Genomic DNA, 15,403 nt, shown 5'->3' on the forward strand with positions numbered 1-15,403 from the left:
CCACTCTTTTAAAACTATCCCAATTAAACATTTTAGCAAACAGAAAGCAAGAAATCTACACCATGTATTTGAGCATTGCCTAGTGCTTTACCCTGCGAACTTTATATTGTGGTAATATCCAAAATTATTATCTATATTTTATTAATAAAGCATAAATTGTACATTCATTTGACCGTCGGAAGTATTATTTTCTAATTATATTTGTAATGTAATCACAACTTGTCTCATCAAGTTTCTTCAATCAACGATATGGATACCATTCAGGAATATAACAATGTGATCAAGCATTGTCCGGATTTATTTATAAAAAAAACAAAAGATTATGGAACAGCTTGGCGAATTATGCGCCTATCTTCCATTACAGATCAGATTTATATCAAAGCACAGCGTATACGCACACTAGAAATCAAAAAAGTTTCCAAAGTAGGCGAGGGAATCGCTGACGAATATATTGGTATCATAAATTATTGTGTCATGGCCATGATTCAGATTGATTTGGGAGAAGATGGCGAAGAAAATTTGGATACAGACTTTGTGAATCAAAAATATACCGAAAAGGTGACTGAAACCAGAGATCTTATGCTCGCTAAAAATCATGATTACGGTGAAGCTTGGCGCGATATGCGTGTATCTTCCATGACAGATCTGATCTTAATGAAAATACACCGAGTTAAACAAATCGAAGATAATGACGGGCAAACACTTGTTTCTGAGGGTATTCCTGCTAATTATCAGGATATGCTCAATTACGCAGTTTTTGCATTGATTAAATTAGGAATAGCACAACAATAACCGGATTATGACATTGACACAGCAGCGTACCAAAACGAATTATTTATTAGGGTTTTGCCGAATTTTTACCGGACTTCTTTTCATATTCTCAGGCTTTATAAAAGCCAATGACCCGACCGGGTTTGGCTATAAGCTCCAAGAATACTTTGAGGTGTTTCATCTCACAGCCTTTAATGAGTATGCTACCGCAATCGCTGTTGTGATCTGTGGTTTTGAAATTCTATTAGGAGCACTATTATTATTGGGGCTATATGGCAATACAGTTGCTTGGGGCCTACTCCTGCTGATCCTATTTTTCACCTTTTTGACCTTCTATTCGGCTTTTTTCGAGGTTGTAACCTCCTGTGGATGCTTTGGCGATGCAATCCCCCTCACACCTTGGCAATCATTTTCCAAAGACCTCGTGCTGCTGGCGTTGATTCTAGTAATATTTTTTAACCGAAAACAGTTGCGATCGATTATCAAAGGATCAGGCAATCAATTTGTTGTTACAATGATTACAGCGGTTATCTCCTTAGGTATCGGTATTTATACTGTAAACTACCTCCCATTTATTGACTTTTTACCCTATAAGGTTGGCAACAATTTACCTTCGTTAATGGTATTGCCAGAAGGCAAACAAGGGGATCTGTTTGAGCAAATCTATACCATGAAAAATAAAAAGACAGGCGAAACTAAAAAGGTCAACGACAAAACTTATATGGCTGATAAACTATGGGAAGATGAATCATGGGAAATTATAGGTGAACCTGAGAGTAAATTAGTCAAAAAGGGTTATGATATTCCTATTCCAGATCTTTTGATCACTGATGCAGACGGAGCTGATCACACACAAGAAATCATTGCAAACCCTTATTACAATCTTATTATCGTTGCAAAAGATCTTTCGACGGCCAATATTGATGCCATCCAAAAGATCAATCAATCCGCTATCCAGTTAACAAAGGATTATAACGGACTCCGTGTCGTCCTATTAACCGCGTCAGCATCGAAAGACGCTCAATATCTGAGTGATAAAATGCAATTAATCGCGGAGATATTCTACGCCGATCTAGTTCCTTTGAAAAGTATGGTCAGAGCAAATCCAGGCGTACTACTCTTAAAAGGAGGAAACGTGATCGGAAAATGGCATTATAATAATTTTCCGGATGCCAAATCCATTGAAGATGAATTTCTAAGTAAAGACAAATAATACCTATGCCTAAACCTATATTTTTGATTGGTTATATGGGAAGTGGAAAAACTACCCTTGGTAAAAAACTTGCCAGTAAACTAGAGCTGCCATTTATAGACACTGATGAGGAGATCGTCAAGCAAATCGGCATGAGTATTACTGAGTATTTCGCGCAATATGGCGAAGATGCATTTCGCGCTTTGGAACGCGAGCAATTGCGTAAATTTGCGGAGAAAGCAGCTGTAATCTCAACAGGGGGCGGTGCACCTTGTTTCTTCGACAATATGGATTGGATTAAGGCAAACGGCTATGCAGTGTATTTACACATGTCTCCAAAAGCACTATTTGACAGGCTTTCGCAATCAAAACTTCACAAAAGACCGATTCTGATCGGAAAATCACCTGAAGAACTCCGCTTATTTATTGAAGAAAAACTGATCGAAAGAGAGCCTCATTATACGCAAGCCCATCTAACAATCGATCAATTAAATACCAGTGTCGAAGAACTGGCCGATCTGATTATTGAGCACAATAAATAAACAATGAAATCTCGTATCGCCCACTATTTCCTCTTATTGATCTGCCTGGTATTAAGCAGTTGCTTTCGGCATGGAGACAATACGGACGGCTTGCCGGTAGGTAAACGCTTAAAACTCCAGCATGTTGAGGAATTATATCAGTTTTTGACCTATGACGATAATCGCTATCCTTTGGTCAGTTTGCATCGCGGTGGCCCGACATCCGGATACCCCGAGAATGCTATCGAAACATTTTCTTATAATGCGAACTTGCAGCCAGTCATTATTGAGTGTGATGTACGCCTCAGCAAAGATTCAGCATTGGTATTAATGCATGACAATACGTTAAACCGTACAACAACGGGCAGAGGGCCTGTGAACGCCAGCACCTTGTCGGAACTCAAACAGCTACGTCTATTGGATAATTACAAAAAAATAACACCATATCAGATCCCAACGCTGGAAGAAGCGCTATCTTGGGGAAAAGGTAAGGTAATTTTCACCTTAGATATAAAGAATGATGTTCCTTATGAAGCTGTTATCAATGCTATCCGTAAGCAACGTGCAGAATCTAGTGTGGTCATCATTACCTACAGCGCCAACCAAGCAGCCAAGGTCCATAATCTCGCTGGCGACTTAATGATTTCGGCTTCTATCAATACCGTGAACGATCTTGCCAGGCTTAATGAAAAAGATATTCCAGACAACCGCCTATTAGCCTTTGTAGGAACGCGAGAAGCGGATCCTCAGTTGACAAAAATACTCCACGATCATGGTATCATGTGTATATTGGGTACACTTGGTAATTTGGACAAACAAGCAGATAAAAAAGGCATTCAAGTTTATGCAGGATTTATTGATCGAGGTGCAGATATACTGAGTACGGATCGTCCTACCGAAGCAGGACGAGCGCTGAATTTCTATATCAAGAAAAGAGGAATCACTTCAAAATTTATTCAGTAATATCCCTGATTTGACTGCGTCTTCTTTTGGCTGTCAAAACTATATTTACATTCTTTTTTCCGCGATTTTTGATGGGCAATTCTTCTGAACAGTTTATAAACCTCGAACCATAGCACAGATACAGCGGCAACGGCGAATGTTATGCCTAATTCATGTCCGCTCAGCGCTGTTACGTTAAAAAAATCGGCCACCGGCCCCACATAGAGTATCACAGCCAAAAATAGGAGCACAGCGATTGAAATACCCAACAGCAACAGATTTCTATTTTTAAAACTTTCAAAGATGCTATAGTGGAAAGATCTGTTTGCATAACTCAACAAAATATTAGCAAAAATTAAAGTGGAGAAAACCATTGCCCTTGTTTTCTCTTCCGTATCACCCTGCTGAACGGCAAGTTGATACACAAATAGAATCCCTATCGTGATGATAACCCCTTGAACGATGCTTATGCCAAGCTCATTGATACTCAAAAAGGTATCGCTCATTGCTCTGGGAGGACGTTTCATGGTATCTTTTTCAATTGGTTCGTTTTCATAGACAATCGAACAAGTAGGCCCCATCACTAACTCAAGAAAAATTACATGTACGGGGCTAAAAATCTGTGGAAATACCCAACCCAAAAACAATGGAAGCGATACGGTTAAAATAATGGGGATATGAATAGAAATAATATATTGAACCGCCTTCTTGATGTTTGCATAAATTCTTCTCCCAGCTGCTATACCGATGGTCAATTTTTCTAAATCATCGTTCGTGATGATGAGTGCTGCAGCTGATTTTGCAATTTCAGTACCTTTATCGCCCATAGCCACTCCTATATGAGCAGCTTTCAATGCCGGCCCGTCATTTACTCCATCGCCAAGCATAGCAACGACTTCACCGTTCTTTTTCAGCGCATTTACAACGGCCAATTTAGCATCTGGGAACATTCTTGTAAATAAGGTTGTTCTCTCCGCTAACGCTATTATTTCAGCTTCCGATTGGCTCACTATTTCGCTGCCATTGACTGGCGGGGTTAAGCTAATAATTCCAGCCTGGGCCGCTATTGCCTTAGTGGTGTCAGCATTATCACCGGTTATTACTTTAACTTTAATCCCCGCGGCATAGATATGCTCGAAAACTTTTTCAATATCCTTTTTAGGTGGATCATAAAACACGGTCAGTCCTAAAAATTCAAACGCAAAATCCTGTTGCTTTGTAGGAAAATTATCGCCTTCGAATTTCGCCTTGCCCACGCCCAACAGACGAAATCCCTGCTCTCCATAGGATGTAATAATACCTCTAATTTTATTTTTCTCATTATCGGAAAGCCTAGAGACACTAAGAATAGCCTCAGGAGCGCCCTTAGCTGCAATAATCCTTTCTTTATCGCGATTTTCGAAAAGATGAGTCATCATCGGTGGCTTGCCTTCCAGGGGATATTCATGAAATAGCTTGAATCCATTTCTAAGGTCCTGCTGCTGCGTTTTTTCGTATATTTTATGCAACGTAATTTCCATCGGATCAAAGGGCACAGGCTCACTACTCCACATGGCGTAATCGATAAGTTCACTCAGCGCTGGATCACCAAACTCTTCCTGTTTATACGAGGCATCACTAGCGTAATTATACAGGTATTTTAACTGCATTGAATTTTGGGTAATCGTTCCCGTCTTATCCGTGCAGATCACAGTGGTACTACCCAACGTCTCAACAATACTGCTTCTTTTGATTATAATTCCTTGACGCATAAGTTTCCAAGCACCCAGTGCCATAAATGTTGTGAATGCAACAGGAATCTCTTCAGGTAGTACTGACATGGCCAAAGTAAGCCCATTGAGCAGACTTGCCACTAAATTACCACTGTCAATAAAACTATATAGACAGACAAACAAAAAAATTAGGATACCAATAATGGCCATTACTTTTACAAACTTTTGAATTTGCAGTTGCAACGGTGATATCTCTTCTTTAATGTTACTTATAGACTCGCCGATCTTACCAACACGCGTCTCTTTGCCGGTTTTTGTAACTTCAAAGACTGCAAGGCCAGAAACTGTAACCGTTCCGCCATACACCATGTTATCTTCGGATTTATTATCCTTAAATACGGAAAAGCTCTCTCCCGTCAAAGAAGATTCATTAACAGAAAAATCGTTACTATGTAAAATATGACCATCGGCGTTTATAATACGCCCTTCTTCAGTAATACAGAGGTCTCCCACAACAATCTCATGAGTCGGGATGTCAGTAACTTTACCATCTCGAATCACAGTGCTTAATGGTTCATTTAGCTTTTCTAGTTCTTCTAAAGCTCTCTTGCTGCGGTTATCCTGATAAAAAGAAATTGCCGTGACGGCAACAATAGCAACAAACATAAACACAGCCTCTCCATAATTCCCTACAAGGACATAAATAATGGAGATTACAATCAACAGGATCAACATCGGCTCCTTCAAAATACCGACAAGTAGTTCAAACCAGGTACTCTTATGGTTTTCGCTCAACTGATTCCAACCATATTTATATCTAGCAGCAGCAACCTCGCTTGCAGAAAGACCTTTCAAATTTTCGGGGATATTATATGACATATCGAATTAACTAGGTTAACTAAATATAATGAATAATTCCGATTTTAAACCGGTCAAATCTTCTGCTGTTCAAATTATTACATCACTCATCCAATGTTTTTAGCAATAAAACACCTACTCAATTCGTCTTCTAAGGAGCTCAAAAATAGCGCATAACATTTAACCCCATTTATATTTTTTTGAGTTCTTCTTCCGGCCAGGTAAGTAGCTCCTTCAATAAATAAGTTTTGGGTGCTGTATCCGCTGTATCCTCCGCGAATTGCTTTAGAAATTCGGGGATATCACCTTCAACTTTAATTAACTCTCCATCCTGAAGAATGTCATAGCCAGCCGCAATCCATTCTTCAATTTTTTCCGTAGTGATTTGTAGTTTCTCCATATACTATATCGTACACTTATGCAACAATAAAAAATACTCCAATAACGGAATATCAATTTATAAAAAGCAGTTCCTTTAAAATTAGAACAACACTAAGCGATAAATCGTTGGCATGACTATAGTCCCTCACATCCGCGCAAACAGTAAGTCATTGAATGAATCGACAGTGACAAAAAATCAAAAAGTTTTTTATTACCTTAGATACATAAATCGAAATAAGAAAACAGCTTGTTTTTCATTAACTATATGATCACACATATGAAAATATATGCCTTTGTTTTAAGTGTAGGTTTACTTCCCGCTGTTGGCCTCTGTCAGAAAACCGTCACGCCGGGTAGTCGCGATATCAACACCAACTATATTAAACCAGAAAAATCGCTATACACTGTTTATTATGTCAAAGATAACACCTGGGATAAGCAAGGGTCATTGACCTACAACATTATCGCCGCTAATAATCAACTGACTTTAACCAATACCTATGTTCCAAAGGATAATGCATGGACTTCGATGCGAACCACTGTTGCCGATGCAAAAACGCTTCAACCGATTAGCTATTCCAGCGATGGAAAGGAAACGAAGTTAAACCTCAGCTTTGGCGAAACAATTACAGGTAATTATTATTCGAAGAAAACTAAAAAAGATAAAAAGATTACGTTGAATCCGACTCAGCCATTTATAGATTTTAACTGGATGGATCACGTGATTTTAACCCTCCCTTTAGATCTCGGTTATAAAGCGCGCATTCCACAATTCTACTACAATAGCAATTCGGACATTTTCGTTGAAGACTACACGATCAAGGAAGTAAAAAGCTACAGTTATGGTTCCCCAAAAACGGGTAAGCACGACAGTTGGCTAGTTACACTTTTAGAAGAGAGTACCGGTGCCATTTATAATTACGTAGTCGATAAGAAAGATCGACGGTTATGGCAACGTGAGATGTCCATGGGTAACGGAAAATGGGAAATTACAGTAAACGAAGAGCTGGACTATCAACCTATTAAAAATAGATTCAACAAAGAACAAGCTGCCCAGCAAATAGCCCGAGGGAATAGTGTCATCATCGGGACGGCTTACGCAAGGTCTAGCTCAGGAAAAAAACTTGGTGGTCTTGTCAATACCGCAAAAAAGCAGTATGCTCCCAAAGGTACAGAAATCACACTCTTCGCCAACTCTCCTTATTACGAAGAATGGTTGGAAGTCAATAAAAAGATACGAAAACAAAAGAAGGTTCAGGAAGTGCCATTAGACCCTGATTTCGGATATGCCGTTAAAAAAGCAAAGGTATACGACGATGAGGGCCATTTCGAATTTACAGATCTGATGCCTGGTAGTTACGTGATCATGGCAAGCTTCGATTTCACCAATTCTTATAACTATTCATACGTATCAGGTTATACCAATTATTATAATTATTGGGGCTATACAGGTTCCACCACAAATTATGGTACGGCAAGATCATCCTATGTCGATAAGGCTAATATCGAAAAACGTGTCACTATCGAAAAAGATGGCGAAAAGAAAGAAGTGAGTTTAAAGGAAATGTAACGTAAAAATGCCGTTAAAACAGCTGTTGTAACGGCATTTTCCAAGCACTCCTCCTATCCAAACTGTTTGATCTAACGTCCATGTAATCCTCAACGATAACGTGACCACTGTTGCGACCTCATGATTTTAATCGCTGCAATTAAGTGATCAAAATCCGATTATAATCGGTGGCAAAATACGTGATACTTCCATTGGAAGAGCGCTATTTATGTTTTTTCATAGTGCCTTTTTCACGGAGATGAATATGCCAGCTAAAAGCTTCTTCTAATAAATGCGGAGTATGTCCCCCCCTTTCACAAGCTCGGTTGTAGTAATCTAAAAGCTGTTCCTTATAATCAGGGTGTACGCAGTTATCAATAATAACTTTTGCACGTTCGCGAGGTGCTAAACCACGTAAATCGGCCAAACCAAAATCTGTTACTAAAATATCAACATCATGCTCGGTGTGATCTACATGGGAAACCATCGGAACAATATGAGATATCGCATCCCCCTTAGAGGCTGCCTGAGTGACAAAGATGCTCAAATAAGCATTTCGTGCAAAATCACCTGATCCTCCAATACCATTCATAATATTAGTACCCGAAGTATGGGTAGAATTTACATTTCCATAAATATCAAACTCAATGGCAGTATTGATCGCTATAATCCCCAAACGTTTGATCAATCCAGGAGTATTGGAGATATTTTGCGGACGCAACACAATTTTATCACGGTATCGATCCAAATGATCGAACACTCTTGAATAACATTCTTCCGAGACTGTTATTGAAGAAGCCGAAGCAAAATCAAGTTTCCCGGCATCGATGAGATCGAACGTACTATCCTGCAACACTTCGGAAAACATAGTTAAATTTCGAAACTTACTATGTATAAATCCCGTCAAAACAGCATTGGCAACTTTTCCAATACCCGCTTGAAGCGGCATTAAATTCTCTGACAAATGGCCAAGTTCCACTTCACTTTCAAAAAAGTTTAAAATATGCTTTGCTATGGCTGTTGTTTTGACATCTGGTTCAGCAATATCAGCAGGGCTATCCAATTCATTCGTAAAGACAATCCCCACCACCTTGCTTGTATCCAAAGGAATAGTTTTACGACCAATTTTATTTTCAGGAGCTACGATTGGAATAACATTACGTCGTGGATAATCTTCTGCCTGGTAAATATCGTGTATTCCCTTGATGCTCATCGGGATCGCTGTATTTACCTCTAAAATAACCTGCTTAGCCAAAGCAGCAAAAGTCGCTGAATTACCCACAGAAGTCGTTGGAACAATACTTCCGTCAGATTCAATTGCTGCAACTTCGAGTACGGCAATGTCTACTTGAGGTAAATTCTTATTGTGCAGCAATTCTGCTGTTTCGCTTAGATGTTGATCAATAAACAATACATCTCCAGCATTTATTTTATTACGTAGAATACGGTCTACCTGGAAAGGCATGCGCTTGGATAATGCTCCTGCCTCGGCCAATTTACCGTCAGTTCCATGCCCTAAAGAAGCCCCAGTGATCAAGGTTATTTTCAATGGATCCACCTTGGCGCGTTCAGCTAAAGCCGGTAATACAACCTTGCTATCTCCAGCCTTCGTAAAGCCACTCGATCCAACCACCATTCCATTTTGAAATAGTTTAGCGGCTTCTTCACCTGTAATTACTTTATCATGTAAGCTTTGAACTTTTATTCTTTCGTAAGCCATAGTGTTATAATTTTATTTTATTCAGTTATTGTAAACTTAAGAAATTGAAAGCTATTTATTATATTTTACCAATCTCTAAACCAAACAATTTTAGCATTTTTTCCAACGCTATATTTATTGTCATGTGACACAAAATTATCCAAATGCGACTAAGAAAACGCAATTGGCTACAGATCAAAAATATACAACAAATCATAGCAAAAAAATAGTTTACATCATCTAGATTCATAATTTATATCATACTGTAAATAAACAACTTACTTTAAATGCATTAACATTAAAGTAAGTAAATACTAACTTTCCAACTAAAGAAAAGCCGCTTTATTGTAAGTATACACTCACCTTTACCAAGTAAAAAGTGTGGTCTAGTAAAAAAGTCTTACCTTTGTCACATAGGATGATAGTTTAAGATGAATACACAAGATATAACGACAGATGCAAAATATGTCAACCGTTATTACATGACGGAAGTAGACTCATTTGAAGATAGCATTTATTGTCACCATGCTATTATAGCAGAGCATTATATTTCCGAGCATCGCCATGATAAGGATCAATTTCTATACACCGAAGGCGGTGTTGTTTTTATTAAAACAGAGAAAAAGTCTTATTTCTTACCAGCGCGTCATTATTTATGGATTCCAGCCGGTATAAAGCATAGTATTCATCCAAGTACTCCCGAGGTCGTTATGCGTAATTTGTACTTTCCAAAAGCCAATAATGATGCTCCATTTTACAGCAAGATGGGAATTTATCCCGTAAATGATCTTTTGATAGAGCTTATCATGTTCACTAACCGCTGGAACGGCAATATATTTCCAGTTGAAGAACCTAAATACAGCATTGCTACAGCATTTAAACTTATCCTTCCGGAGTTATCCCTACATGAACTTCCATTAGCGCTGCCCTATCCCAGTCACCAAAAATTAAAGGATATAGTCACTTACCTCGAAGAAAATATAACGGAAAATGTCAACTTCAAAAAGCTTGCTGGATTATTTAATATCAGCGAACGCACATTAGCCAGATTGTTTCAAAAAGAATTAAATATGTCTTTTATTCAGTATTACACAATTCTCAGAATGCTGACGGCACTTAAGCTGCTTTTGGACGAAAAATTGAGCGTAAATGAAGTTGCACTCAAAGTGGGGTACAATAGCTTACCCACATTTAGTAACACATTCAATAAGGTTGTCGGTATCCGTCCCAGTGAATATGTCAAACAAAAAGAATTGCTTATTTAAAAATGTTTACCTAATTTAGGTCAATAAACCTAATTCAGGATGAAATTCAAACATATCATTTATAGTACTGGAATTCTATTGCTTAGCACGAATCTATTTGCCAACTCTCAAGACAAGAAACCCAAACCCATTCAATTATTTAATGGGAAAGACTTAAAGAACTGGACCCCTAAAATTAGAAATCACAAAGTTGGGGATAATTATAAAAATACATTTCGCGTAGAAGACGGTTTACTTAAGGTGAGATATGATGGCTATGATAATTTCAATTTTCAGTATGGCCACCTGTTCTATAATAAAGAATTCTCTGCTTATCTATTACGTGTCACTTACAGATTTGTTGGTGAACAGGCTAATGGTGGCGAAGGCTGGGCCTGGCGTAATAGTGGGGCCATGTTACATGGACAAGATCCGAAAACCATGGGTGTAGATCAGGACTTCCCAATATCAATTGAAGGACAGCTGCTGGGCGGAAATGGCAAAGATGAACGGACCACAAGCAATCTATGCACTCCAGGTACAAACGTTGTTATGGACAACAAATTATTCACTCCACATTGCATCAGCTCAACATCCAAAACTTATGCCGGGGACCAATGGGTAACTGCGGATTTTTTGGTGCTGGGCGACTCTTTAGTACAGCATATTCTTGAAGATAAAGTAGTCTTACAGTATACTAAACCCCAAATTGGTGGCGGAAACGTAAGCGATTTTGACCCAAGTGTAAAAAAAGATGGTCAGCTATTGACTAAAGGTACCATTTCACTTCAAAGTGAAAGTCATCCGATTGACTTCAAAAAGGTAGAACTTTACGATTTAGAACCTTATATGAAAGATCCAAACAAATTGAAAAAGGTTATTGCCGAATTGCTGCCCAATTTGCACCAATAAGGTTTGCAAGAAAGGCTTAAACATAAAAAAGCATCGAATATCGATGCTTTTTTATTTACAATTCGCTTGGAAAGAGAAATCCAAAGTATATAACATAAAGAAAAGGGATACAGCGAGCTGTACCCCTCGATATCTATACAAAAAGCTTACGCTAAACTGTTAACAAATTTAGTTAACTTAGATTTGTTGTTTGAAGCTTTTTTCTTGTGGATCACATTTTTCTTTGCCAAACGATCAAGCATAGAAATTACGCGAGGTAACAATGTTTTTGCTTCTTCCGCAGAAGTAGTATGACGTAATTTTTTGATTGCGTTACGTGTAGTTTTTGCTTGGTAACGGTTTCTTAAACGTTTAGTAGCGTTTGCTCTAATTCTTTTGATCGCTGATTTATGATTTGCCATTTTTTTTAGCTAATTTTTATTCAATTTTTTCTTGTAATTCGGACTGCAAAAATAACACCTTATTTTCAATATTCAAAATCTATTTTATTTTTTAGGTTTAGTATATTTGCAGCATGCAAAAATTATCGATGGATGAACTTCAACGTACAGATGTTGAATCGTTTAAAAAACAAGAAAAAACTCCAATCGCAATCATTATGGACAATGTACGGAGCATGCATAATGTAGGCTCGGCCTTTCGTACAGCAGACGGATTTGCTATTGAAAAAATATACTTGTGTGGCATCACCGGAACACCTCCCCATCGCGAAATCGAAAAGACAGCCTTAGGAGCAACTCAATCGGTCGCTTGGGAATATCACCAGGATACGACAGCTGTCGTCGATCAGCTTCGGTCAGAAGGCTATGTCATTGTTGCCATTGAGCAAGCAGATAACAGTGTCATGCTACAGGAGTTTGAACCCGAAAATCATCAGAAATATGCATTGATTTTTGGAAATGAAGTCAATGGGGTTGATGAAGAGGTCATGAGAAAAATTGATACCTGTATCGAAATACCGCAATACGGAACTAAACACTCCTTCAATGTATCTGTCGCAATTGGCATTATTCTTTGGGATTTTATCCAAAAACGCAATTCCAATTAAAAATTTATCAATAAAGGTCACATTCCTATTCACATTGCTTCCATTTTAGAAAGCAAAATAGTAGATTTGTGTGCAAAATTTAAAGAAGAAATGAGTGTATTAGTTAATAAAGATTCAAAAGTAATCGTTCAAGGTTTCACTGGAAACGAAGGTACTTACCATGCTACTCAAATGATTGAGTACGGAACAAATGTAGTTGGTGGTGTTACTCCTGGTAAAGGTGGTCAACAACACTTAGACCGTCCTGTATTCAATACTGTTCAAGATGCAGTAGACGCTACAGGAGCTAATGTTTCTATTATCTTTGTACCTCCAGCATTTGCTGCAGATGCGATCATGGAAGCTGCCGCTGCAGGTATTGAAGTGATTGTTTGTATCACAGAAGGTATCCCGACAAAGGATATGATCCAAGTTAAATCTTATTTAAGCGACAAAAACTCTCGTTTAATCGGTCCTAACTGTCCAGGTATTATCACTGCAGACGAAGCTAAAATCGGTATCATGCCAGGATTTATCTTCAAAAAAGGTAATGTAGGTGTAGTTTCTAAGTCAGGAACTTTGACTTACGAAGCTGTAGATCAAACGGTGAAAGCGGGATTAGGAATTACAACTGCAATCGGAATTGGTGGCGACCCTATTATCGGTACTACAACAAAAGAAGCTGTTGAATTATTAATGAATGATCCTCAAACTGAAGCTATCATCATGATTGGTGAAATTGGTGGTGGAATGGAAGCTGAAGCTGCGCGTTGGATCAAAGAGCATGGTACTAAACCTGTTGTTGGATTTATCGCAGGGCAAACAGCGCCTCCAGGACGTCGTATGGGACACGCTGGTGCAATTGTAGGTGGCGCAGATGACACAGCTGCTGCAAAAATGAAAATTATGCGTGAGTGTGGCATTCGTGTTGTTGAGTCTCCAGCTGAAATCGGAAAAGCAATCGCTGAAGAATTGGCTAAATAATTAGCTGATAAAGTATATAAAGAAAGGGAATCAAAAATTTGATTCCCTTTTTTTATTCTTATTGGCGACGATACGCACTAAATCGGCATTGCTTCATCTGCCGATGGTCCATATAAGCCCGGTACAGCAATATCCAACAATCGTAAATATACTGTTAACTGACCACGATGATGTACTATATGGTTATTAACAATAAAACGTATCGCTCCAGCTCGGGGTAAACGTGCAATGACATAATCTCCAGATTGTAAAACCCACTCTTTAAACCAGTCTTCCTCTTGAATACCTTCAATTGCGGCCTTATTATTTTCCAATCCTATTGTTAAGATCTCCTTTAATTCTTCTACAGAAGACACTTTAACAGGTTGATAATCCACTTTAAAATCAAATACATCTTTTGGTATTGCCTGATGTACCCAGTTGTGTAGTCCAACCACATGAGAAGCCAGTTCGCCCAAGCTCATTGATTTATCGTGCGGACGCCAATCCAATTTATCATCCGGTATACGCTCTAAAATACGTCTTGTGTTTTTGGTTTCTTGATGCAATTCGATCAAATAACTCTTTTTGATACTCATATAAATATTAATTGACTAATTGAAAATCCTTTAATACCGTTACTGCATAAGGAGCTTCCACTGCTTTATGTGCAGCAGCCCGCGCAATAGTTCCCTCCACATAGGTTACTTTGAGGGGTAAAAATGTATTACCCAACACACTTTCATGGAACAAAGACTCATACCAGGTACATGCCGCAATAAAACGTCCGTAATCTAAATTTAGATGATAACCATCGCGTGTAAAATGATCCCCCATAAAACTTGAGCGTGCATTTTGGATCGCTGTGCCACATGGGACTAATAGATCAAAATTCCCCCAGTTAAAGACCTCTCGCGAAGTATGGGCAATAGCCTTATACATATTATCCTGACTACGGTTATAACGGATAAAACCTTCGTGAGATGCCCCATTTTGATATGCCCAAGTCTGATGCAGTATATACTTCGTCTCAGGAAATGCAACATGCTTCGTTACGTACTCATATAAGGGGGGAAGATCTTTCGCATAGGACTCATAATCACCTGATAGCGGACTCGCTTGCTGAAGGCTGATATAATCCCAGGCTTCATCTATTAACGCGTCAGATAAGCGTTCATTTGCTTTCTCAGACATTTGGCCATCAATATTGATTTTGCGATAGCGGTAAGCAGGCTTATCATCTTTTGCATTCTTTACATGTAAACTTAAAGGAGCCCCACCAATATAGAGATTTCCGATCACTATCTTTTTCTTTCCTGCTTTCGCTAATTCATATAAATTTTGTTCAATAGCATCTTCGGAAAAGCTATTACCGATGGCCAAAATGCGTAATACGCCGTCGTCTAGAGATTTACTCTGCGCAATTAGTCGATCATGCTTTAGAAAGAACAAGACCAAAAAAACGAATATCGATATCTGTTTAATTTTCATCATAATAAAATGCAATAAGCACTAAATTAGCTAATATCTGGTAGAAATACGAATGATAGTACATAGAAAGTGGACCGCCACTGGGCCCGCAGCGCGTAAGGATGGGAACGGAACATCTACCGATGGACCAGCCCCATCTAT

The 15,403-nt window shown here is 38.6% G+C and carries 15 protein-coding genes; 9 read left to right on the forward strand and 6 right to left on the reverse strand.

Annotated elements, in window-relative coordinates:
- The first annotated feature begins 249 nt into the window (after window positions 1–249).
- Genes B2W36_RS13195 through B2W36_RS13210 form a run of 4 tightly spaced genes read left to right on the forward strand, consistent with a single transcriptional unit; the run spans window position 250 to window position 3,447 of the window.
- Window positions 250–792 (forward strand): DUF1599 domain-containing protein, encoded by a 543-nt coding sequence (locus tag B2W36_RS13195; protein ID WP_293888122.1) that lies wholly within the window; start codon window positions 250–252, stop codon window positions 790–792.
- A 7-nt stretch (window positions 793–799) separates the two neighbouring features.
- Window positions 800–1,984, forward strand: coding sequence for a BT_3928 family protein (locus tag B2W36_RS13200; RefSeq protein WP_293888124.1), 1,185 nt, complete (start codon window positions 800–802; stop codon window positions 1,982–1,984).
- A gap of 5 nt (window positions 1,985–1,989) precedes the next feature.
- Window positions 1,990–2,505 carry a shikimate kinase gene (locus tag B2W36_RS13205; protein ID WP_293884422.1) on the forward strand — a complete coding sequence of 172 codons (516 nt, stop codon included), beginning with the start codon at window positions 1,990–1,992 and terminating at the stop codon, window positions 2,503–2,505.
- A gap of 3 nt (window positions 2,506–2,508) precedes the next feature.
- Window positions 2,509–3,447: a glycerophosphodiester phosphodiesterase family protein gene (locus B2W36_RS13210; RefSeq protein WP_293888126.1), complete on the forward strand. Its 939-nt coding sequence runs from the start codon at window positions 2,509–2,511 to the stop codon at window positions 3,445–3,447.
- Here the strand turns inward: B2W36_RS13210 and B2W36_RS13215 are convergent.
- Both B2W36_RS13215 and B2W36_RS13220 read right to left on the reverse strand, forming a co-directional pair.
- Window positions 3,441–6,017: a cation-translocating P-type ATPase gene (locus tag B2W36_RS13215; protein WP_293888128.1), complete on the reverse strand. Its 2,577-nt coding sequence runs from the start codon at window positions 6,015–6,017 to the stop codon at window positions 3,441–3,443. The two genes, B2W36_RS13210 and B2W36_RS13215, sit on opposite strands and share 7 nt — an antisense overlap.
- A gap of 169 nt (window positions 6,018–6,186) precedes the next feature.
- Window positions 6,187–6,396: a hypothetical protein gene (locus B2W36_RS13220; protein WP_209576779.1), complete on the reverse strand. Its 210-nt coding sequence runs from the start codon at window positions 6,394–6,396 to the stop codon at window positions 6,187–6,189.
- A gap of 258 nt (window positions 6,397–6,654) precedes the next feature.
- On the opposite strand from B2W36_RS13220, the gene B2W36_RS13225 reads away from it, so the two are divergent.
- Window positions 6,655–7,947 carry a hypothetical protein gene (locus B2W36_RS13225; RefSeq protein ID WP_293888130.1) on the forward strand — a complete coding sequence of 431 codons (1,293 nt, stop codon included), beginning with the start codon at window positions 6,655–6,657 and terminating at the stop codon, window positions 7,945–7,947.
- 202 nt (window positions 7,948–8,149) lie between these two features.
- Here the strand turns inward: B2W36_RS13225 and B2W36_RS13230 are convergent, their stop codons facing one another.
- Complete coding sequence (locus B2W36_RS13230; RefSeq protein ID WP_209576783.1) at window positions 8,150–9,646, reverse strand: succinate CoA transferase; 1,497 nt, start codon at window positions 9,644–9,646, stop codon at window positions 8,150–8,152.
- Between the two features lie 410 nt (window positions 9,647–10,056).
- On the opposite strand from B2W36_RS13230, the gene B2W36_RS13235 reads away from it, so the two are divergent.
- Window positions 10,057–10,890 (forward strand): helix-turn-helix transcriptional regulator, encoded by an 834-nt coding sequence (locus B2W36_RS13235; RefSeq protein ID WP_293884426.1) that lies wholly within the window; start codon window positions 10,057–10,059, stop codon window positions 10,888–10,890.
- Between the two features lie 39 nt (window positions 10,891–10,929).
- A complete protein-coding gene (locus tag B2W36_RS13240) occupies window positions 10,930–11,781 on the forward strand; it encodes a 3-keto-disaccharide hydrolase (RefSeq protein ID WP_293884427.1) in 852 nt (283 codons plus the stop codon).
- Window positions 11,782–11,927: 146 nt separating this feature from the next.
- On the opposite strand, the gene rpsT is transcribed toward B2W36_RS13240, so the two are convergent.
- Complete coding sequence (gene rpsT, locus B2W36_RS13245; RefSeq protein WP_209576789.1) at window positions 11,928–12,182, reverse strand: 30S ribosomal protein S20; 255 nt, start codon at window positions 12,180–12,182, stop codon at window positions 11,928–11,930.
- 113 nt (window positions 12,183–12,295) lie between these two features.
- On the opposite strand from rpsT, the gene B2W36_RS13250 reads away from it, so the two are divergent.
- Window positions 12,296–12,829 (forward strand): RNA methyltransferase, encoded by a 534-nt coding sequence (locus B2W36_RS13250; RefSeq protein WP_293884428.1) that lies wholly within the window; start codon window positions 12,296–12,298, stop codon window positions 12,827–12,829.
- Window positions 12,830–12,919: 90 nt separating this feature from the next.
- On the forward strand, window positions 12,920–13,792 hold the full coding sequence (gene sucD, locus B2W36_RS13255; protein WP_293888132.1) for a succinate--CoA ligase subunit alpha: 873 nt from the start codon (window positions 12,920–12,922) through the stop codon (window positions 13,790–13,792).
- A 77-nt stretch (window positions 13,793–13,869) separates the two neighbouring features.
- On the opposite strand, the gene B2W36_RS13260 is transcribed toward sucD, so the two are convergent.
- Together B2W36_RS13260 and B2W36_RS13265 are read right to left on the reverse strand one after the other, a co-directional pair.
- Complete coding sequence (locus B2W36_RS13260) at window positions 13,870–14,370, reverse strand: DinB family protein (protein WP_293888134.1); 501 nt, start codon at window positions 14,368–14,370, stop codon at window positions 13,870–13,872.
- Window positions 14,371–14,377: 7 nt separating this feature from the next.
- Window positions 14,378–15,265 (reverse strand): DUF4886 domain-containing protein, encoded by an 888-nt coding sequence (locus B2W36_RS13265; RefSeq protein WP_293888136.1) that lies wholly within the window; start codon window positions 15,263–15,265, stop codon window positions 14,378–14,380.
- Window positions 15,266–15,403: the final 138 nt, after the last annotated feature.

It is taken from the genome of Sphingobacterium sp. UBA3549, assembly GCF_002376635.1.
In the GTDB taxonomy this organism is placed as follows: Bacteria; Bacteroidota; Bacteroidia; order Sphingobacteriales; family Sphingobacteriaceae; genus Sphingobacterium.